The organism is Leptospira bourretii (assembly GCF_004770145.1).
Taxonomy (GTDB): Bacteria; Spirochaetota; Leptospiria; order Leptospirales; family Leptospiraceae; genus Leptospira_A; species Leptospira_A bourretii.
In genome coordinates this window covers 129,441-148,420 of sequence record NZ_RQFW01000024.1, presented here as the reverse complement: position 1 = coordinate 148,420, position 18,980 = coordinate 129,441, and the positions used below count along the sequence as shown (strand labels likewise).

Genomic DNA, 18,980 nt, shown 5'->3' with positions numbered 1-18,980 from the left:
AGGGTTCCCGATGATTCTAAACGAAAACTTCGCGAGTATCGCCCACCACTACGATTTTGCACGTAGGGCTCAGGCAGAGAATCCTTTTACCCACCAAAACCAGGTGGTGGAATTGCAAAAAGTTGTGATCCAAACTCAGAATAGAGCCCAAACGGTTCCTGAGGCAAAGTCAGGTAACCAGGGTTCAGCGGCGAAACCGAAACAAGACAAAGAAAATTCGGTTCACGCTTATTCCAAAGAAGGAATCATTTATGATCGTCCTAGTTTGGAAAGAGGATCTCGTTTTGATTTAAAAGCTTAAAGTTCTCACTCCGGAATGTTGTTGGAAATGTTCTGCAGGAGAGCGACATGGAACTCTTTTCTCTCGTTTTAATCAATCTACTATTTTGTGGGATGATGTATGTTTTCATTTCTGCAAAAGTTCAAAAAGCAGTCTCGGAATATTACGATAAAAAACTAAACCGTGCGATTGATATGGCCACGGCAGAAACCATTCGTGAACTGGATGCAACTGTTGCAGTGATCGAATCTAAAATGGTGGCTCTGCGTTCGATGATGGAAAAGGGAGAGGTATTGGTAAAAGAATTCAAACATTACCAATCAACGGGACTCTCCATGAAATCAGAGTTAGTTCCTGAACCCACACTGGAAGAAGAAACAACTCTTGATATCAAAGAACAAAGAACAGGGATTGGAAAAATTTACCAGTCCAACCAAATTCCCGTTCCAAGTGACGATGTGGAAACAACAGAAGGGGCAGTGAACCAAGCCTTTGGAAAACTAGGGAAAGCAGTCAAAGGAATTTTTGGAATGGAAGCGGTGAATTCTCCTTCTGCAGAAGCAATAGATAATTTAGAAGTTCCAACGTTCCAACCTAAGATGAATTATACGGTAGGTGGAAATCCATTTGCAGAAGAAAAACCAACAGACTTAATTCGAAACGAACTCACCCAAGGTCAGAAAAAAAGGGAATTTTTAAACGAAGTATCAAAAGCAAATGACCCAGCCTTTGCCTCTTATCAAAAAATGAATTTAGATAAAGTGGATCTTTCGATTGAATCGGCTTTGGAAGAACTCACCTCTTCTGCAACAAAGATTGATAAAGTGGTTCATCTGATCAAAAAGGGATACAAACATGATGAAATTTCAGAAGCCATGAATATCGGCATTCATGAAATTCATTTAATAGAAACGATTCGACTTGATCGATCTAGAAGAATCTAAAAGTATGTTTCCATGTCTTCGTTTCCGATACTCAATGTTGGTTTTTCTAATGTAGTATTTGTATCGAAAATTCTTACTATCCTTCAGGCGGATTCTGCAGGTGCCAAACGACTGCGCTCTGAGGCAAAATCGGAAAGTCGACTCATCGATGCTACTGGTGGTCGGAAGACCCGTTCCGTCCTCGTTTTGGACTCCGGCCATATCCTTCTCTCAGCCATTCGCCCCGAAAGTTTGTCCAAAAGACTAGAATCAGGAGACAACCATATTGGTGAGGGAGAGGAGGAACAAGAAGATTGAACGTTCGTCCTAATTTGTATATTATCTCTTCCGTGGCTGGAGGTGGAAAGTCTACCATCATTGCAGCTCTCCTCAAAGAATTTCCTGATTTTTATTTTTCTGTTTCTTGTACCACAAGGGAACCAAGGCCGGGAGATGTGGAAGGCCAAACTTACTATTTTTTATCGACCGAAGAATTTCAAAAACGAATCGCAGCAGGCCAATTCTATGAATGGGCAGAAGTACATGGAAATTATTATGGAACCCCCAAGGATCCAATTTTAGAGGCCATTCGTGACCATCGTGTTGCTCTTTTGGATTTGGATGTACAAGGTGCTAAATCAGTGAAAGCCCTTCGGCCTGAGTCCGTGACCATCTTTATTGAACCACCGAGTCGTGAGATTTGGATTGAACGTTTGATCCGCAGAGGAACCGATTCCCAAACCAGTATCGAACGACGGATTGAAAATGGAATTCGGGAATTGGATGAAGCACCAAACTTTGATTACGTGGTTGTGAATGATCGATTGGAAGACGCCATTCGAGACGTCAAATCCATCTTGTTTGGAACCAAAAAATAAAACTAAAAAACTGATTCGGTATTGTTATTCCTTTTTAAACAAAAGATGTAACTTTTAAAACCATAGACACCATTTTTAAGGTTCGTCGTTATCCTCATCAATACTTTTACCGTAATTAGGAACATTTTTGGCTCCCGCATCCAACCACTTGTTGGAAATCACAGACCTTCTTTCTGCTGGAAATAAAGTGAGTAAGTAGGTAGTAATGGTTTGCCTTCCTTCTTCTTCCGCATCCCTGTCCATTTGTTCAAACACTTCGATGATGTCATAATCAGGCCAATTGATTAACATATCCCTAGCTGATTCTGGTGGCATGTTGGCGACTTTGTTGGCTAGGACTTTTACTTTTTCGGCACGTGCATTGTCCTTTTTTTGTTTATCCGCCATTTCTTTTTCTTTTCGTTGGATTCCTTCTTTCAGTTCTTCCAAACGTTCTTTGTCAGCGTGAAGGGAAGAAGATTTTTCTTCTAACTCCCGTTTCATTTGTTCCAATTCTTCGCGGTCAGCTATCAGTCTTTCTTTTGCTTTTTCCATTTCCAATTTTTCAAGTTCGGTTGGCGAAAGAAGGTCTTGGTTCACAAGGCCAGCTTGTTTTTTTAAGAAAGGTAAATAGTCTTCCGCATTGATGACTTGGAAATAATCGAATACAAAAAAACCAATGGCGATTAAGAAAAAAATGAGAACGATTAAGAAAAACGATCTTGTGCTATCGGTTACACTTGCCATTATGATTTGCCTTGTCCTAGGTAATATTTTTCATAAAAATCACGAAGAGTTTTGAAGTCGGATGTGAGTTCGTCACCCCCATCCTCTCTGTTCAGAATTTTGAAAGTTCTTGGCAGTTTTTTAGATTTTGAAGGTCCAAAACTTTCTGTCGAATCGAATAATGATTGTTTGCTTAGTTGCAAATTAAATTCTTCGACTTCTCTTCGTTCTGCTCGATTTCGTTTTTTCTTCCATTCGGCAAATCGTTTGTCTTTTAAAACTTCGATTACCTTTTTGTTCATCCGTGCCACCATCACATCTTTACGAACCAAATTCACTTCTTCGTTTTGTGCTGTGATCCGTTCCTGCAACTCTTCATTGCGACGCATCAGGCCTTGGATGTATTGTTCGATGGAAAGATAATCAGAGAGACTTGTCCCCACTTTGGAGGAGGCAAGGATCGCTTCGTAGGAAGATTCGATTTCGCGTTCATTGGAATCTTTTTCCCCTATGAGCGCATTGAGTTTTGAGACAACAAAAGATAGCCGACGGATTTCTTCTTCTTCCCGCCAACCCCTTAATTTGAGGACTGTCTCCAAACTAAAACGAAATCGTTTCACACCTGTCTATTTCTTCGGTTCTGAATAATTTTTGTACTCTTTTTTACTCGTATTTTTAAAAAAATGAGTAAAACTTGCAATATTGTCCTATAAATACTTACATCTTTTGGCTTCGGCCTGCCTTCTTTTCTGCCTGAGCTTTGGATCTTTGGTTGCATCTCCCGCAGAGATTGTGAAAAAAAGCCAGGGAAATCCAGTTCATTTGGAAGGGGAATGGGATTTTTATCCTCATACTTTCCTTTCAGAATCGAAAGAACTTCCTCAAACAATTCTCAAACTTCAGGTTCCAGGGATTTGGAATTCCGCTCTTGGTTCAGGAAACGGGTTTGGAACTTACCGTTTGGTTTTAGAACCACCAGAAGGAACAAGTCCGGACACAGTGTATGGAATCAAACTTGTGGATATGGCAACCGCTTCACGAGTGTATTGGAATGGAAAACTCCTTGGTTCTTCTGGAGTGGTTTCGAAAAATCCGGAAGAGTCCGAACCTTCCTACCAATTCCAGTTTTACCCATTACCTTGGAAAGAAGGACCTAACGAACTTTTGGTGGAGATTTCCAATTTTCATCATGACAAAGGAGGAATGTGGGAGCCACCTTATGTTGGCGAATGGAATAAACTTTTTAAAGCAAATGAAAAGGACCTTGCCTCTTCTTTATTTTTAGCGGGAGCAGTGTTTATCATTGCTTTATATCATTTTGGTTTGTTTTATTTTCGACGTTCTGATAAAGGAAATTTATTATTTGGTTTTGCAGCCCTTTTATTATCCTTAAGAACTTTGTTTACTGGAGAAAGATTCGGGTTCAATGAATTATCACCTTATATCAGTTGGAATTTTTGTCTTAGGCTTGAATATCTAACCTTTTATTTATCACCTTATCTTTTTTTCGCCTTTTTTCGTGAGTTTTATCCCAAATATTACCCACGTTTGATGGATCGCATTCTTTTAATTCCTACTTTAATTTTTATTAGTTTTTTGCTGGTATTACCAACTCCCATATATACAAAGTTAAATGGTTATTTTCAAATAGTATTTCTTTCCGGGGTCCTTTTGATATTACAAGGTGTGTTCCGGGCAGTCATCAATCGAAAAGAAAGTAGTCTTTTATTTGCCATTGGAATTATCTCCGTGGCAATTGCTGCCTTTATTGACTTACTCAATGCCTACCAAGTTGTTTATACAATTGAAGCAATTCCGATTGGAATTTTTGTATTTATTCTGGTGCAGTCCCTTACTTTATCTAGACGTTTTAGTCGTGCATTTTCTGACGTAGAATCTTTGTCGAAAAGACTTCTTGTTTTAGATAAATTAAAAGATGATTTTCTTGCGAATACATCACATGAATTAAAAACACCTCTCAACGGAATTATTGGAATCGCCGAATCAATGTTTGATGGAATAGGTGGAAAACTCAACCAAGAACAAAGACAGAATTTGGGGATGATCGTGAGTTCTGGGAAACGATTGTCTTCTCTTGTGGATGATATTTTGGATTTTTCCAAAATGAAAAATAGAGATTTGGATTTGGATCTAAAGGCCATTGACCTCCATCAAATTTGTGATCTAGTCCTTGTGATTTCTCGTCCTCTTTATGTAACAAAAAATCTCACAGTTCGCAATCATGTGCCGATGGATTTCCCGCCAATTTTAGGTGATGAGGCAAGGCTCCAACAAATCCTATTTAATTTGATTGGGAATGCGATCAAATTTACTGAAAAAGGTAGGATCGATGTATCTGCCGAAATTATGGAAAGGATGCTTGTTCTTTCAATTAAAGATACAGGGATCGGAATTCCAAAACAAAAATTTGCTGATATATTTAAATCTTTCGAACAAGGAGATGCTTCCACCACACGGAAGTTTGGTGGCACAGGTCTTGGTCTTGCCATTACCAAAAGACTAGTAGAATTACACGGTGGAACCATTTGGGTAGAATCGGTAGAAGGGGAAGGTTCCGTGTTTCGGTTTACACTTCCTTTGGCAAGGGAAGGGGAGATCCCAATGGAAAAACCTCCCGTAAATAAATCCGATTTATGGTTTGGAGGTGAATCTCCAGAATTTGAACCGATTGAAGAAACAACGGAAGAATACGATGGTGAAAAAATCAAAGTACTCGTTGTGGATGATGAACCTATCAATAGACAAGTTCTAAAGAACCATCTAACGCTCATTGGTTGTGATGTCCACGAAGCTTCTAATGGAGGAGATGCCATTCGGATGGTTCGGGATGACGGTCCATTTGAATTGATGTTACTTGATATTATGATGCCTGGTATGAGTGGATACGATGTTTGTACGGTTTTACGTGAGTCGTATTCATTATACCAACTTCCAATTTTATTTTTGACCGCTAAAAACCAGATTACAGATATCATTGCTTCCTTGGAAGCTGGTGGTAATGATTATTTAGCAAAACCTTTTGATAAACGAGAGTTAATCTCTAGGGCAAAGAATCTAATCACTCTCAAAAAAGCAGTCGAAGAACAAAACAAATTTATTGCCTTTCAAAATGAGTTAGGCCTTGCTCGGAAACTCCAAAGTTCCATCCTACCTGAAGAAGCACCTAATATTCTTGGGATCAAAACAGAGTTCTATTATGAACCAATGGAAAGTGTTGGTGGAGATTTTTTTGACTTTCATGCCATCTCCGAAACGGAACTTGGTGTTTTGATTGCTGACGTTTCGGGACACGGAATTCCAGCGGCTCTGATCTCTGCCATGTTGAAGATTGCTTTTTCTACACAAGTTAGGTTATCAAGAGAACCTGCCGGACTAATGACTCAAATCAATTCCACCTTACTTGGAAAAATGAAAGGAGCTTTTGTCACTGCTTCCTATATTTACATCAATCTCGAAACAAAAGAAATGGTCCATGCTCGTTGTGGCCATCCTCCACTCATCATCAATCGAAAAGGTGAGCCTAAACCGAAACTCAGTCTTCCGCAAGGAAAACTGATTGGTTGGATTCCTGAGTTAGACATCCAAGAAGATCGTCTGTCTTTGAAAGCAGGAGATAGGATTGTTTTGTATACAGATGGAATTACAGAAGCGACCAATGCAGACAAAGAAATGATCGGCCAGGAAAATTGGGAAAGTATCGTACAAAGATACAGTGGTTATCCGATTGCAGAATCCAAACGTTTGTTACTTGAAAGAATTAAAGAATTCACAGGGAATCGTTCTCCTGATGATGATGTGACTTTAGTAATTTTGGAAATTGAATGATCTAAAAATCGTCTTCTGTGCGAGTTGTCGATTGTAGAATTTTTGCCAGTCGATTGGTTGCATCGTTGTAAGTTGATTTTTCCTCAATCCTTTGTCTTAAATAATCATCAATTTGTGATTTTTTATCAATGGCCATATCTACTTTTTCATCAGCTCCACGGACATAAGCATTGAGCAAAATAATATCTTCGGAGTTTTTATACTTTGAGATGAGTTCACGAACAATGGAAGAACGCATATAGTGGTCTTCGTTCACAATCTTTTGCATAAGCCGAGATAAAGATGCAGGAACATCAATGGCAGGATAATGACTTTGTTCTGCTAATTTACGTGTCAGTACAATATGTCCGTCAATAAATCCACGGACTTTATCTGCAACAATATCATCCATATCATCTTCTGCATCAGTCAACACAGTATAAAAACCAGTAATAGAGCCACCGTTATGCGATGTCCCAGCCCTTTCCACAAGTTTTGCCATTTTGGTAAATACACTTGATGCATAACCTTTGGTCACAACAGGTTCTCCGATGGAAAGTTCTCTGAGTGCTTCCGCATAACGTGTGAGAGAGTCCATATACAAATTGACAGACATTCCTTTTTCACGAAAATATTCTGCGGCGGAACATGCTAAGTTAGCACAACTTACTTGTTCCATTTTAGAAGAATCGGAAGTCGCAACAAAAACAACAGATCTTGCGAGAGCTTCTTTTCCAAGTTCTACATGTAAGAACTCATTTACCTCTCGACCCCTTTCTCCAATCAACGCCACCACGTTTACATCTGCATTTGTATAACGAGCAATCATCCCAAGTAAACTCGACTTACCCACACCTGAACCGGAAAAAATTCCAATTCTTTGCCCACGGCCCACAGTGAGCATACCGTCAATGGCCCTGACACCTGTTTCTAAAATTTCAGTGATGGGAGGGCGATCCAATGGATTTAAAAATCTTGGTTCCGATGCTCGTTCTTCTCTTGTGATGAGGATTCCTTTGCTATCGATGGGTTTGCCAAGACCATTTAACACACGTCCTAAAAGTTCAGGACCTGCATTGAGAGTGATTTGCCTTCCGGATGAAAATACAAAGGCATGAGGAAATATTTCTTGAGTATCACCGAGTGGCATCAAGGTGTAAAGGTGGTCTTTAAATCCAACAAGGACGCAAGGGAGATATCCTTTGTCCGAACCACGTTCGACTTCTAAAATCTCTCCCACTTTGGAATCGGGGGGACCTTGTGAATAAATGACATTGCCCACCACGGATACAACGACCCCGCTTTTGCGAATGGGTTCAATTTTTTCGACGACATTCAGGTATTTCGAAATGGCATCGATATGTTCCGTAAATTTCTTTTCAATCATGGGGGCTTTTCACTCATCCAATCATGTGACATAATTAAATCAAGCGAATTGAGAAGGGGAAAAGGTTTGGGCCGATTCGTCTTCTGGATTCAGGAAGGCACCAACCAAGACTCCTTTGGGACTAAGGAGCCTTGGGGTTTCGTTCGTGCAAAGGAAGGGTCTAGATCCTTTCGGATCTAGCGACAGAGTTTGATTTGGTCGATATTGGAGATTTGACGAGGGGTGGGTAATTTTTTGCCCAGGATGACATTTCCGCCTTCGCCTAGACTTGCCGATTCATAGGCCCACTTGCCAAAGTTTGTGGAAACAGTAAAGCAGTCTGGGAAAGATTTGGTTTCTTCAATGGCAGATCCGGTCCAGAGAAGGATTCGGTCTGGGGTTCGGAGATAGAGTTTTTGTCCATCTTCTCCCCAACGAATTCCATAGAGAGGAAGGGCAGTCCAGAAGTTGATAGGAAAACTTTGGATTTTTTTATCGGAGAGTTGGATGATGTTGAGTTCAAATTCGGAAAACTCACCTTCGTTTGTGGGACTTGCTGTCACAAGGGCCACCAAGTTGCCGTTAGGGGAAGGAGCCATTTGGAAAATGATTCGTTTTTCTGGAGAGGCCGGATAGGAAAAGTCACCACCAGTTTCTGGATAAAGCGATAGAGTCTGGTTTAAAGTTCCATACTCATCATCTTTTCCATATAACACAAATAAAGTGGAAGAACCTGTGTGATAAAAAATTCCATCACCTAGGGACCAAGAAGGTAAGTCCCATTCTTTTATGGTTTTCCCACCAGTCGCCGTGTTTTTTACCAATTTGATTTTACTTTTGTAATTTCGTTTGTCAGTGGTTCCGTTTAAAGGATTCCAAGAATCTTTCTCTTCGTATGTAACTGTGAGAATTAAGTTTGTGTTTGGATCGTTGCTAGGAGAGACTTCTTCTGCCAATTGTGCTTGGCGCCAGACCATTTGAGAACATCCAATTAGGGTTAGGGCTAAAACTGGGAGGAGGAACTTCATGACAAAAAAGATAAAGGGCAGAGATGGTCTGTAAACAAAAAAGGGGACCAAAGTCCCCTCTTAGTTAGAAAAATGCGGCGAAAGGTTTATTTTCCTTTTTTTGCTTTTGCTTTTTCTTTGTTTTTTTGGTCAATTTCAGCTCTGTGAGTGTCACAAAGTCTGTAAAGAATTCCTGTTACGGGGTTTTTACGCGTTACTTTGGTTCCACAAACGATGCAAAGACCTTGCGCTCTTCTTCTTTTGTAGAGTTGTTGTACTCTTTCTGCGCCGGAAGCTTTGTATTTAGAAATTTGAATTCTGAAGCCTTTGAAAAGGTAATTTCCAATGGATTTTTCAGGATCTTTTTTCAAATCCTCTGCAATTTTGTCGATTTGTCCTGGGCCTACTTTTTGTGGTTCCATAGCTTTCTTTTTCCTTTAAATCTAGATTTTATCTTTTTTTTGACGAGGGAAATTCCCTTGCCCTAACAAGGGTATCTCTCTCCTCTCTGAAAAATTCAAGATATTTTTTTCATCGAATAACAATTTTTTGATGTTTTGCGGTGTTTTATTTTTTTCTAAAACGATTGATAGGCGATCGTTATTATTTTTTAAATTTGATTTGAATGGCTTTAGGAAAACTGGGGCAAGATTCAACACATAGCCCACAACCTGTACAAGATGATGATACAAAAGTCGGCAAATTCCCTTTAAATTTGACTGTTTTTTCAATAGGACATGTATTTAAACAAACATCACAAGTGGATTCACCAGTTTTTTCGTTAATACAATGTTCTGTGATGGCCTTCGCCTTACCGAAATTTGGTTTTTCGCCGGACAAATTGTACGGTAGGAGAGCCTCCTCAGGACAAACACTAATACAGGGCCAGTCGGAACACATATGACAGGCTTTTGCATTGGGATCAAAATGAGGATAGGACTTTTCCGATTCTTGTGTTGTAACAGGAAATAAGACGGCATAAGGACAGGCAAAAATACATTCATTACAACCAGTGCAAAGGGAAAAAAAATCAGGAGATGCTCCTGGAGGGAGGGCAAGTGTCTGGAACATTTTTGTCTTTCGTTTCCGGACAGTTTTTGGTTTCGATTTCGACTTTGATTTGTCAGATGGTCTTTGGGAACTCCTAGAGGATTTTCCCTTGGGAGTTTTTTCGTCCTCCCAAACTTCTTTGATGGCTTCGGTAATTTCGTCCGCTTTGGTGAAGGTAAACTGGAAAACAGATTTAAAACCTTCGCGGAAAAGATCCTTTCGTTTCATTTAATCAGAAACTCTTTCGATTTGAGCTCCCAAGGAACGTAAACGGGTATCAATCGATTCAAAACCTCTATCAATTTGAACAATGTTATGAATTTCACTTTGTCCTTCTGCACAAAGGGCAGCAATGATCATGGCCATCCCCGCTCGGATATCAGGACTTGCCACTCTTTGGCCGTACAAACGGTTGGCTCCAATCACAATGGCTCGGTGCGGATCACAGAGAATGATTTGTGCACCCATTGCGATGATATTGTCTACAAAGAAGAGTCTGGATTCAAAAAGTTTTTCGTGGATGAGAACAGTTCCCTTACATTGTGTTGCTGTGACAAGAGCCACAGAAGTCATGTCAGCTGGAAATCCAGGCCAAGGTGCATCATCAATTTTGGGTGTGGCACCGTGGTAGTCAGGAATGATTTCCATTTTTTGGTCGGAAGGAACAAGAATTCCATTTTCTGTAGGCCTTACTTCTATGCCCAAACGAGAATAGACCATTCGGATCATCCGAATGTCTTCTAAGTTAACATCAGTAATATGGATCTCGCCACCTGTTACAGCAGCAAGGCTGATAAAAGAACCAATTTCTAAATAGTCCGATCCAATCCTATGTCGGAGTCCACCAGCAGGGGACTGGAGAGAACTGACACCTGTGATGGTTAGGTGGTTTGTACCTACACCTTCAATTTTGGCACCAGCAGCAATTAAAAATCGACAAAGGCCTTGGACATGAGGTTCAGAAGCAGCATTACGAATCGTTGTTAGGCCCTCTGCATACACAGCTGCCATCACCGCATTTTCAGTGGCAGTGACCGATGCTTCATCTAAAAGAATGTCTTTTCCGACCAAACGATCTGCGGTAATCATATACCCATCTGGGAATACTTCGATTTTGGCACCAAGGGCCTCTAAAGCAAGTAAGTGGGTGTCCATCCGGCGCCGACCAATTTTGTCTCCCCCGGGTTTGGGAAGGAAAACTCTCCCTGTGCGCGCAAGGATGGGGCCTGCAAGAGTGACCGCACCTCTCAGTTGCGAACAAAGTTCATAGGGAAGGTCCGATTTCACTGGATTTTTTTTCTGAAATAGGTATGATCCTTTTGTATCAAGGGCAGTGATTTCCACTCCAATTTGGCGGAGGACTTCCATGAGTTTCAGGACATCGGCAATTTCCGGTAAGTTGTCCAGGATGACATCTCCTTCCCAAAGGAGGAGGGCTCCCAGAAGCGGGAGCGCTTCGTTTTTATTTCCTTGGGGAACTACTGTCCCGTTGAGAGGATTTTTGCCGATAATTTTGAAGTAGGATGAACTCACCTTGCTTCCATTCGACACAATACGGATATGAGGAAAAGTAAATTATGAATTTTATAGCACAAGTCGTTTGGATTTTTCCCAAATTTGATACGATCTACCTCTTTTACATCTTTTTAATGGGTGTTGCCGCCTTTATTTACGTGAAGGTGATGAATTATTTGCAAAACAAACAAACCAGTGTTGTCAACCATTGGGTTGAGTTCCAACGATATGCCGTGGCAAGAAAATGCAACCAAGTGGAGTTGAACATCCTCCATTCATTTTATGATCATCTAAATGAAGATGAACGTGAGATTTATCTTTTGCCTGAAAACAGAAACAAATTAAAAAATGCACTCTATCGCTATTTTTTAAAATCCAATGCCAATACCACTGAGAAAGAAGTAGATCTTTTTGATAAATTGTTCCGCTCAGGGGTAGAATTCAAAAAAGAAATTCTTTCCTTGAATGAACTAACAGTAGGGGAAGTGGCTGCATTAGAGGCTGATGGCAGAGAAGAACTTACCTATGTCATGCAAAAAACTACGGATGAACTCCTTCTTTCCATGAAGGGTCTTTCCAAGGATTTGTTAGTCCCAGGTAAAGAAGTAAAACTTTATGTGTTTAGACCAAGTAGCGGTGGTTATCTGTTGGAAGGGAAAGTGGTGCGAACCAATGAAAGTGGGATGATCTTTCATTTTAATGGAAAAATTGAAAGAAAGGGTGAGTCACATTTGATGTTAACAGACAGACTTTCCATCACTGTTTCCCCTTGGCCCCCACCTGATGAAAAAAAACAAGTTTTGGAATTGGATAAAAATAAACTTTTGTTAACAGAAGAAAATATTGATAAACAATTGGAAGTTTTGAAACGAATTGCCAAAGACCAAAAAGAAAATAACGAAAAACGTTTCGATATAAAAGAAACACCAAGACCTTTTATCACTCTTTCGGAAAGGCTTTCTGATCGAGGGATTTTATTTACGTTTCCTGTGGAGATTTCACCTGAAATTTGGAAACAACAAGATCTTTGGGAAGTGAGTTTTGGATTTGATAACGGGCCTATGTTTCATATCCGCGCAAAGATGATGCCCACCAAACAAAAGTCTGATTTGTATCTTCTTCGTTATGTGGATGCTGATGAAACTGTGCGGAAAACTTTGTATGAAGAAATCCGCAAACGAGGTGGTATCAGAGAAGTATTGTCTTAAGAACTATAACCTTTCGGGAAAGGCACCTTTTGATGGTGTCTTGGATCCTTTGGGTAATAAAATCAAATCCACTTTTGGAATTTCTTTTCCAGAAGTGAGTTTTTCGCCAAATGCTTCCCAAGATCCTTGGGTTAAGGAAAAAGAAAGTAAATATTGTAAATTTGGATGTTCCGGTAATTTGATAAACGGAGTTCCCCCATGTAAGACAACAAAACGTTTGTTAGGATATTTTTTTGCTAAGGCCGCAATGGATAAAACTTCGTTTTCGGAAGTCGAATCAAAAAGATAAGTAGTGATGGATTTATCTTTTATTTGGGTTTGGAAAGTTTTGAAAGTTACCGTGTTTATTTTTTTTGATTTGAGAGTTTCTTTCAGGCGATTGTTTTTTACAAAAGATAAAGTTTCAGTTGGTATGATTCCCGAAGTTTGGACAGATTTTGGATAAGCACGAATGGAGTCTTCATTGATTTCTTTCACAAAATTTTTGGATTCATTTAACTTTGTGTATCGTTTGTTTCTTTCCTCGTTCCAGTGGGTGAGAAATTCTTTTTGTTTTAGGTTGTCATCGTAGACAGTTGGTAAGATGGAATTTTCATCATAAAGACCAAGTTCCAATTTTTTGCGGATTTGTTTTTGTACCGCATCTTTTAGTTTGTCTTGTTCCTTTCCTTCTTTGTCTACATAACGAAACTCACCGTTTTTGTAGGCATCGGTTAATTGGGCTTTGAACCTTCTTGCTGTTTCTCCCCAACTTGTTAAGAGGACAATATTGGCTCCGGCTAGGATGGTAAGGACTCCAGGTCTGTCTTTTTCATAATTTTTGGCAATAGCATGCATCTCCATTGCATCGGTGATGATGATTCCATCAAAGTTTAGATTTTTTCGCAGAACGTCTGTTAAAATGGTTTTGGAAAGAGTTGCTGGAAACTTTGGATCAATTTTGGGATACACAATATGGGCCGACATTACAGCTTCTGCACCCCCTTCGATGGAACGTTTGAAAGGAATCAGTTCCAATGCTTCAAGTTCCGCTAAACTTTTGTTAATGATGGGTAGACCCAAATGGCTATCAACAGTGGTATCACCATGACCAGGGAAGTGTTTGATGACAGGTAAACATCCTCCAGCTCGTGCTCCTCTTTCATATGCAACAGCAACATCAGAAACTCTTTTGGAATCAGAACCAAACGAACGTGTGTTGATCACAGGGTTTAATGGATTGTTATTGATGTCGAGAACGGGTGCAAAAAGAAAATTGAGCCCGAGGTTACGAAGTTCATAGGAAGTGACAAAACCAACCACTTCACCCCATTCCGTACTTCCTGTTTGGCCAACTGCCATGGCACCTGGATATGGTGTGATTCCATCTTGGACACGGAAAACTCGGCCTCCTTCTTGGTCTGTAGAAATAAAAAAAGGAGGAAGGCCTTGGTCTTTGGCTGCGATTTGTAATCCACGAGTGAGAGAGAGGATTTCTTCTTTTTTGCCTAAGTTCTTTCCGAAGAGAATGATCCCGCCCGGTTTGGTCGCCGCAATTTCTTCCAAAGCTACAGCATCCACTGTCTTTTGTGGGATGGCGATGTGAATGGTTTGGCCCACAAGTTCTTCTTCAGACATTGCTTCGGTGATGGCCCAGGCCTTTGTGTCCAACCAAGTTTTTCGTTCATTGGCAGCAAGTTCGGTTAAATAAAATCCAAAACAATAAGAGGAGCCAAAAAATCCAAAAAGAAGGAAAAGGGAAAAGGATGTGCGAAGTAGAACTTGGTTCATAAGCTATGATGGTACGATCTACGGATGGCTTTTCCGAGACAACCAAGAAAAATTTCCACTTTAGATCAGAATCTATCGTCTGAGTTTTTGTGGATGACTTTTATAAAAACCTAACACCCAGTTCTAATTTTAAAAATTTATTTGATGGTGTGATGCCAACAAAAGTTCCTGATGATTGGTTTATACTCATCACCGATATTGTTGGATCCACAAAAGCAATTGAAGAAGGTCGGTACAAAGATGTCAACACTGCGGGTGGACTTACCGCCATAGCTGTTGCCAATGTGTATGGACATATGGATTTTCCTTTTGTGTTTGGTGGGGATGGGGTCACTTTTTTACTTCCTATCAATTTATTGTTTCCGATTCGTTCTGCCATTGCAGATACCATTTCGCAAGTGCGCTCTGCCTTTGGATTGGAAATGCGCGCAGGGATTGTTCCCGTCCAAGAGTTGTACCGCGCAGGAGCAGAATTATTCCTAAGTAAGTTTAGAGCCTCCGCTCACTATGTCCAATGTTCACTGTTTGGTGATGCATTGCCATTGGCAGAAACATGGATCAAAGAAGGGAAAGATGAATCTTATTTAGTCCGTGAAAATGAAAAAATTTTGCCTGCGGATTTTACAGGATTTACTTGTCGTTGGCAAGACGTTCCAAGTGAGAGAGGCGAGATTGTTTCTCTCATTGTAAAACCCATCCACAAAGATTTTGGAGTTTGTAAAAAAACGGTCACTCGTGTCCTTAATTTCATTCGTTCTGAATATGGAGAAGAGGGTGATTACCATCCCTTACGAGTGAACAACATTGAACTTGCTTCGGGTTCTTATTTACGCAACGAAGCCCTGGCTCGTGTGGGTAAATCCAGTGGTTTCCGATACTATTTAACATTAACGCAAATTTGGATCGAAAGAACGGTTATGGCTTTTGCTATGCGGTTTGGAATCCCTTTAAAGTCCGGTCACTACTCACTGGACAAACTAAAAGATTACCAAGTTCTTTCTGCGGACTTTCGTAAGTATGATGGAACTCTTAAGATGGTAATTGATGGATCTCATGAACATAGAGAAGCTCTTGTATCTTTTTTGAACCAATTGGAAACAGAAGGTCTCATCCGATATGGAATCTTTGTTTCCAATCGGTCACTGATGACCTGTGTATTAAAAGTTGCCTCTTCCGAAGAAGTTCATTTTGTAGATGGAGCTGATGGCGGTTTTGCTATGGCCGCCAAGATGTTGAAAGAGAAGTTAAAGGTGATGTAAGGGAAATTTTAATGCTAAATATACTTTAACTATGGCTAATAAAATATTTATAAATAGTCTTGTATTTTTGATATCCGCCTTTTTCTCTATTCACCCGTCCACCTCAAAAAAAGAAGTTTTGGATCATAAAACATGCGACCAAAAACTCCAAATTTGTTTCAAAAAATGTATTAATGATCATGAAGAAAGCCGATCAGCTTTTAGAAAAGGTATGTGTAAAGATGAATGTGCATACCATCTAAAAAACCAATACGGTTGCGTATTATATTACAGTTCGTCTTACAAATAAAAATAAATGGAACTTTCTTTAGATTCCATTAGGGTATTGATACTTTAAAGATGTTTTCTTTTATTGCTCAACACAGATGAGTTTTTTCTGTAAATCACACCTTCTCGCCGCACTTGATACAGAACCTGGGCCATTGCGCACCCAAATTTCTCCATAGAAATATGTAGCTGCATTCGTAGTACAGGTTTCATAGTTAAACCCGTGGCAGTTTTGTCGGTAGACAAGAGATGCGTCATTACAAGCGGTTAAATCTGGGTTTAACGCAGTTTGTGTAGCGGGGGTTAGAGATGCTGAATTTGTCATCCCAGTCCAAAATTCATCCGCTGCAGTTGTTGAAAAATCTCGAGACATAGAGGTTGGATTGAATAATGCAGATCCGTCGGCAACAAAGAGTCTTGTGTGTTCATCACTACAAACATTGTATCCAGAACCTGTACAACGGAAGTAACGATAATTTGATGAAAGTACCCAATTGACGCCGCCTGGAACCCTTTGGTTGGCAATGGAAGCGTCTCCGGCGCTATTGCTGACAATCAAAGCTTTATAGGTTCCTGAGACTCCAGAAGGTTTATTGTTATTACAAGTAAGGTCAGCTCCGAAGACACCATCTGTTCCCATTTCTCCCTTATAAGTTCCTGCTGTTGTGAATATTTTCTTTCCTGTTGGTTCATCGTCTTCATTGGTAATGGAATGGTCTGAAGGATTTGATGCGGCTGAGTAATTTGTATCTGTATTGGCAACCATCGCAAAACGAATGTCAAAGGATTGGTTTCCATCGGAAAATGTATCGTCTTGGCCAGTGACAGTAAATGACTGCTTTTTAGCAGAGTTGGCACAACCGGCATCAGAAGCGTTGGCTCCTTCAACTTCGCTATTCACTGGGAATGTGATGGGAGATGTAGTGATCGTTCCACACTCTCCATAAGCAGCTTCGCCAGAAGTATAGGTTTTACAGCTAATATTTAAAACTACTTGTTGGGTTGGGTTATTCCCTCCCAAACATACATGTACGGTAGCAACATTGACTGTACCTTCCCTCGTTGAGCCAGTGTGCGTAACGTAGAAAGCTTTTTCATCATCCGTAGTTCTTGCGTAAATCTCGATAGGGTCGTAGGACAACCCACCAGTAGAAACTGCTGTTGTGATTGTCCAATCCTGAATCAGATCAACTAAAGCATCGTCCACATGAGTCAGCGCAATTCTATTTGTCGCACCAGTTTCCATTGCATTATAGTTACTGGAATCGATGGTCACACTTCCAGGAACAGTTCCTTCTGTCAGATCACTGGACGAAAGTCCTACGGTGACTGGCGATGCGGGCGAACTTTGCGTGATGAGCCAAATTTGAGTAGATCCCCCTTCCTGTGCACTGAGTCGATTGCTCATTGTTCCTAAAGGTGAACCAGAATAGTTACAAGGTTGGATGAGGTGAGTTCCATCGTTGTCGCAAGAGCGAATAGAAAAATTAGGTTTGTATACGGTTGTGCTATAGGTTGAATCTGAAGAACTTACAGTAAAGGAAACTGTGTAATCTTGGTTTCCTGAATTTGCGGAATCTGTAGCTCCAATAGACCGAAAGGTTTGGTAAGTATTCCAATCCGTCGGTGTAAATACCAATGATGGTGTTTGGATTGTACACTTACTACCACAGGTGGATGTGAAATTTAATGTGACATTGTTTGTTGGTTTGGAACGTAATCGAATTTGAAAGTTTGCATACTTATCTCCGAATCGATTACTCTCATCAGTCGCAAATCCTTCAATGGTAGAAATACTTGAACTCGCAGAATTGATGGCACCACCACCGCTAAACTTTAGTATGTTAAATCCAGGGACACTTTGGTCTAGGTTATAAACTACGACATTCCTTGGTTTGATCCCATTGTATTCAGAATCAGCGCTGGTTGTTTTTCCCAATTCAATGGTGTAAGATTTTAATCCATCAAGTTCCAAATCATCAACAGAGGTGACGGTAACAGTTTGATCAACGTTAAAGTTTCCATTTGTAAATGTGAGTGTTTTTGGATTTGCAATACCTTCCCTGTTGCCGACATTCACTGCATCGAAAACATCATTGATAGGAATTGTAACATTGGCTGTTGGTGCCGTTCTCAGTCTGACTTTAAAAGTTCCAGTTGTAGTTGTTGCAGACGGACCTGGTTCTTCCATCACTCGAATATTAGAAACGCGAACCCCAGGTGCTTCGTCATCTTCTACAGATACAGAAATATCGCAGGCATCTTTTGCTGAATAAGTTCCAGATGTTACATTACCGCTTCCGTCTTTTTGAACCATCGTTCCTAAAACAACGGTCATTGGATCTACAACTGGACTTCTGTCGGTATCGTTAACAACCGTGAATCTTAGGCATTGTCTCGCAGCTAATCCGTTCCCAGTGAAGGTGAGTTTTGATGGAAGAGCAGCAGGTCCCGGAACTGATTGAGTAGAGGTAATCCGTGAACCATAGTTAGATGTTAATGAAACCGGAATTTCAACCGACCCTGTGAAAGGTGAATTTGGATAAATACAAGTTTCGAAACTACTATATCCAAAGTCGCTATCTGTCGGTGCAGGTGTAATTCCCGAATCTTCCGTTGTACTAAACGAGGCCGAAACATTTCCGTCTTCAACAAGCGAAACCGCCTTCGTAGTAATCGTCACGTCCGAAGAACAAGCAACCGTCGCTTCGTTCCCAAGCAGCCGATCAAACTTTTCGCTGAGTCCAAAAAGAAAAGTATCTCCTGCCGTAACTTGTCCACTGCAACTTTGGAATAGGGAAAATGAGAGAAATAGAATCAAAATTGAGGATTTTATCTGTTGGTAAAAGTTCATAATCATTTCCAGGTTCCAGCGTCTTTAGCTTGTCCAATTGTTTTCAACAATCAGATCGGAGCAACGAAAAACC

16 protein-coding genes are annotated in these 18,980 nt (G+C 40.4%); 7 read left to right on the top strand and 9 right to left on the bottom strand.

Features of this window, described 5'->3' with window-relative positions; genetic code table 11:
* Positions 1-10 precede the first annotated feature (10 nt).
* Genes EHQ47_RS19125 through EHQ47_RS19110 form a run of 4 tightly spaced genes read left to right on the top strand, consistent with a single transcriptional unit; the run spans position 11 to position 2,081 of the window.
* A complete protein-coding gene (locus EHQ47_RS19125) occupies positions 11-301 on the top strand; it encodes a hypothetical protein (RefSeq protein WP_135748678.1) in 291 nt (96 codons plus the stop codon).
* A 47-nt stretch (positions 302-348) separates the two neighbouring features.
* The gene (locus EHQ47_RS19120) at positions 349-1,224 is read left to right on the top strand and encodes a hypothetical protein (RefSeq protein WP_135777878.1); all 876 of its coding nucleotides are present in this window, start codon (positions 349-351) and stop codon (positions 1,222-1,224) included.
* 12 nt (positions 1,225-1,236) lie between these two features.
* Positions 1,237-1,521: a DUF370 domain-containing protein gene (locus EHQ47_RS19115; RefSeq protein ID WP_135748680.1), complete on the top strand. Its 285-nt coding sequence runs from the start codon at positions 1,237-1,239 to the stop codon at positions 1,519-1,521.
* A complete protein-coding gene (locus EHQ47_RS19110; RefSeq protein WP_135748681.1) occupies positions 1,518-2,081 on the top strand; it encodes a guanylate kinase in 564 nt (187 codons plus the stop codon). The genes EHQ47_RS19115 and EHQ47_RS19110 overlap by 4 nt, the downstream gene beginning before the upstream one ends.
* A gap of 75 nt (positions 2,082-2,156) precedes the next feature.
* On the opposite strand, the gene EHQ47_RS19105 is transcribed toward EHQ47_RS19110, so the two are convergent.
* Positions 2,157-2,807, bottom strand: a complete 651-nt coding sequence (locus EHQ47_RS19105) for a periplasmic-type flagellar collar protein FlbB (protein WP_135692480.1) — start codon at positions 2,805-2,807, stop codon at positions 2,157-2,159.
* Positions 2,807-3,406, bottom strand: a complete 600-nt coding sequence (locus tag EHQ47_RS19100) for a flagellar export protein FliJ (RefSeq protein ID WP_135748682.1) — start codon at positions 3,404-3,406, stop codon at positions 2,807-2,809. The genes EHQ47_RS19105 and EHQ47_RS19100 overlap by 1 nt, the downstream gene beginning before the upstream one ends.
* A gap of 172 nt (positions 3,407-3,578) precedes the next feature.
* On the opposite strand from EHQ47_RS19100, the gene EHQ47_RS19095 reads away from it, so the two are divergent.
* Positions 3,579-6,632 (top strand): SpoIIE family protein phosphatase, encoded by a 3,054-nt coding sequence (locus EHQ47_RS19095; RefSeq protein WP_244290418.1) that lies wholly within the window; start codon positions 3,579-3,581, stop codon positions 6,630-6,632.
* A 1-nt stretch (position 6,633) separates the two neighbouring features.
* On the opposite strand, the gene EHQ47_RS19090 is transcribed toward EHQ47_RS19095, so the two are convergent.
* The 5 genes from EHQ47_RS19090 to murA all read right to left on the bottom strand — a co-directional run bounded on the left by EHQ47_RS19090 (position 6,634) and on the right by murA (position 11,567).
* Positions 6,634-7,998 carry a FliI/YscN family ATPase gene (locus tag EHQ47_RS19090; protein ID WP_135777874.1) on the bottom strand — a complete coding sequence of 455 codons (1,365 nt, stop codon included), beginning with the start codon at positions 7,996-7,998 and terminating at the stop codon, positions 6,634-6,636.
* Between the two features lie 176 nt (positions 7,999-8,174).
* A complete protein-coding gene (locus EHQ47_RS19085; RefSeq protein ID WP_135777932.1) occupies positions 8,175-8,954 on the bottom strand; it encodes a hypothetical protein in 780 nt (259 codons plus the stop codon).
* A 137-nt stretch (positions 8,955-9,091) separates the two neighbouring features.
* Complete coding sequence (locus EHQ47_RS19080) at positions 9,092-9,406, bottom strand: LIC10235 family protein (protein ID WP_002973161.1); 315 nt, start codon at positions 9,404-9,406, stop codon at positions 9,092-9,094.
* Positions 9,407-9,587: 181 nt separating this feature from the next.
* Positions 9,588-10,262, bottom strand: a complete 675-nt coding sequence (locus EHQ47_RS19075) for a 4Fe-4S dicluster domain-containing protein (RefSeq protein WP_135748686.1) — start codon at positions 10,260-10,262, stop codon at positions 9,588-9,590.
* Complete coding sequence (murA, locus tag EHQ47_RS19070) at positions 10,263-11,567, bottom strand: UDP-N-acetylglucosamine 1-carboxyvinyltransferase (RefSeq protein ID WP_135748687.1); 1,305 nt, start codon at positions 11,565-11,567, stop codon at positions 10,263-10,265. It lies immediately after the preceding gene.
* A 44-nt stretch (positions 11,568-11,611) separates the two neighbouring features.
* Here murA and EHQ47_RS19065 point away from each other — a divergent pair, with 44 nt between their 5' ends.
* Positions 11,612-12,757, top strand: coding sequence for a hypothetical protein (locus tag EHQ47_RS19065; protein WP_135748688.1), 1,146 nt, complete (start codon positions 11,612-11,614; stop codon positions 12,755-12,757).
* 3 nt (positions 12,758-12,760) lie between these two features.
* Here the strand turns inward: EHQ47_RS19065 and EHQ47_RS19060 are convergent, their stop codons facing one another.
* Complete coding sequence (locus tag EHQ47_RS19060) at positions 12,761-14,527, bottom strand: glycoside hydrolase family 3 protein (protein WP_135777872.1); 1,767 nt, start codon at positions 14,525-14,527, stop codon at positions 12,761-12,763.
* 89 nt (positions 14,528-14,616) lie between these two features.
* Between EHQ47_RS19060 and EHQ47_RS19055 the strand changes: the two genes are divergently transcribed.
* Positions 14,617-15,786 carry a DUF3095 domain-containing protein gene (locus EHQ47_RS19055; protein ID WP_135748690.1) on the top strand — a complete coding sequence of 390 codons (1,170 nt, stop codon included), beginning with the start codon at positions 14,617-14,619 and terminating at the stop codon, positions 15,784-15,786.
* 349 nt (positions 15,787-16,135) lie between these two features.
* Here the strand turns inward: EHQ47_RS19055 and EHQ47_RS19050 are convergent, their stop codons facing one another.
* Positions 16,136-18,907, bottom strand: a complete 2,772-nt coding sequence (locus EHQ47_RS19050; RefSeq protein ID WP_135777870.1) for a DUF1554 domain-containing protein — start codon at positions 18,905-18,907, stop codon at positions 16,136-16,138.
* Positions 18,908-18,980: the final 73 nt, after the last annotated feature.

Bases quoted from the DNA above. Each gene is read 5' to 3' on its own strand.
- EHQ47_RS19125 (WP_135748678.1), top strand. From the start codon at position 11: ATGATTCTAAACGAAAACTTCGCGAGTATCGCCCACCACTACGATTTT.
- EHQ47_RS19120 (WP_135777878.1), top strand. From the start codon at position 349: ATGGAACTCTTTTCTCTCGTTTTAATCAATCTACTATTTTGTGGGATG.
- EHQ47_RS19115 (WP_135748680.1), top strand. From the start codon at position 1,237: ATGTCTTCGTTTCCGATACTCAATGTTGGTTTTTCTAATGTAGTATTT.
- EHQ47_RS19105 (WP_135692480.1), bottom strand. From the start codon at position 2,807: ATGGCAAGTGTAACCGATAGCACAAGATCGTTTTTCTTAATCGTTCTC.
- EHQ47_RS19090 (WP_135777874.1), bottom strand. From the start codon at position 7,998: ATGATTGAAAAGAAATTTACGGAACATATCGATGCCATTTCGAAATAC.
- EHQ47_RS19085 (WP_135777932.1), bottom strand. From the start codon at position 8,954: ATGGTCTGGCGCCAAGCACAATTGGCAGAAGAAGTCTCTCCTAGCAAC.
- EHQ47_RS19080 (WP_002973161.1), bottom strand. From the start codon at position 9,406: ATGGAACCACAAAAAGTAGGCCCAGGACAAATCGACAAAATTGCAGAG.
- EHQ47_RS19075 (WP_135748686.1), bottom strand. From the start codon at position 10,262: ATGAAACGAAAGGATCTTTTCCGCGAAGGTTTTAAATCTGTTTTCCAG.
- EHQ47_RS19065 (WP_135748688.1), top strand. From the start codon at position 11,612: ATGAATTTTATAGCACAAGTCGTTTGGATTTTTCCCAAATTTGATACG.
- EHQ47_RS19060 (WP_135777872.1), bottom strand. From the start codon at position 14,527: ATGAACCAAGTTCTACTTCGCACATCCTTTTCCCTTTTCCTTCTTTTT.
- EHQ47_RS19050 (WP_135777870.1), bottom strand. From the start codon at position 18,907: ATGAACTTTTACCAACAGATAAAATCCTCAATTTTGATTCTATTTCTC.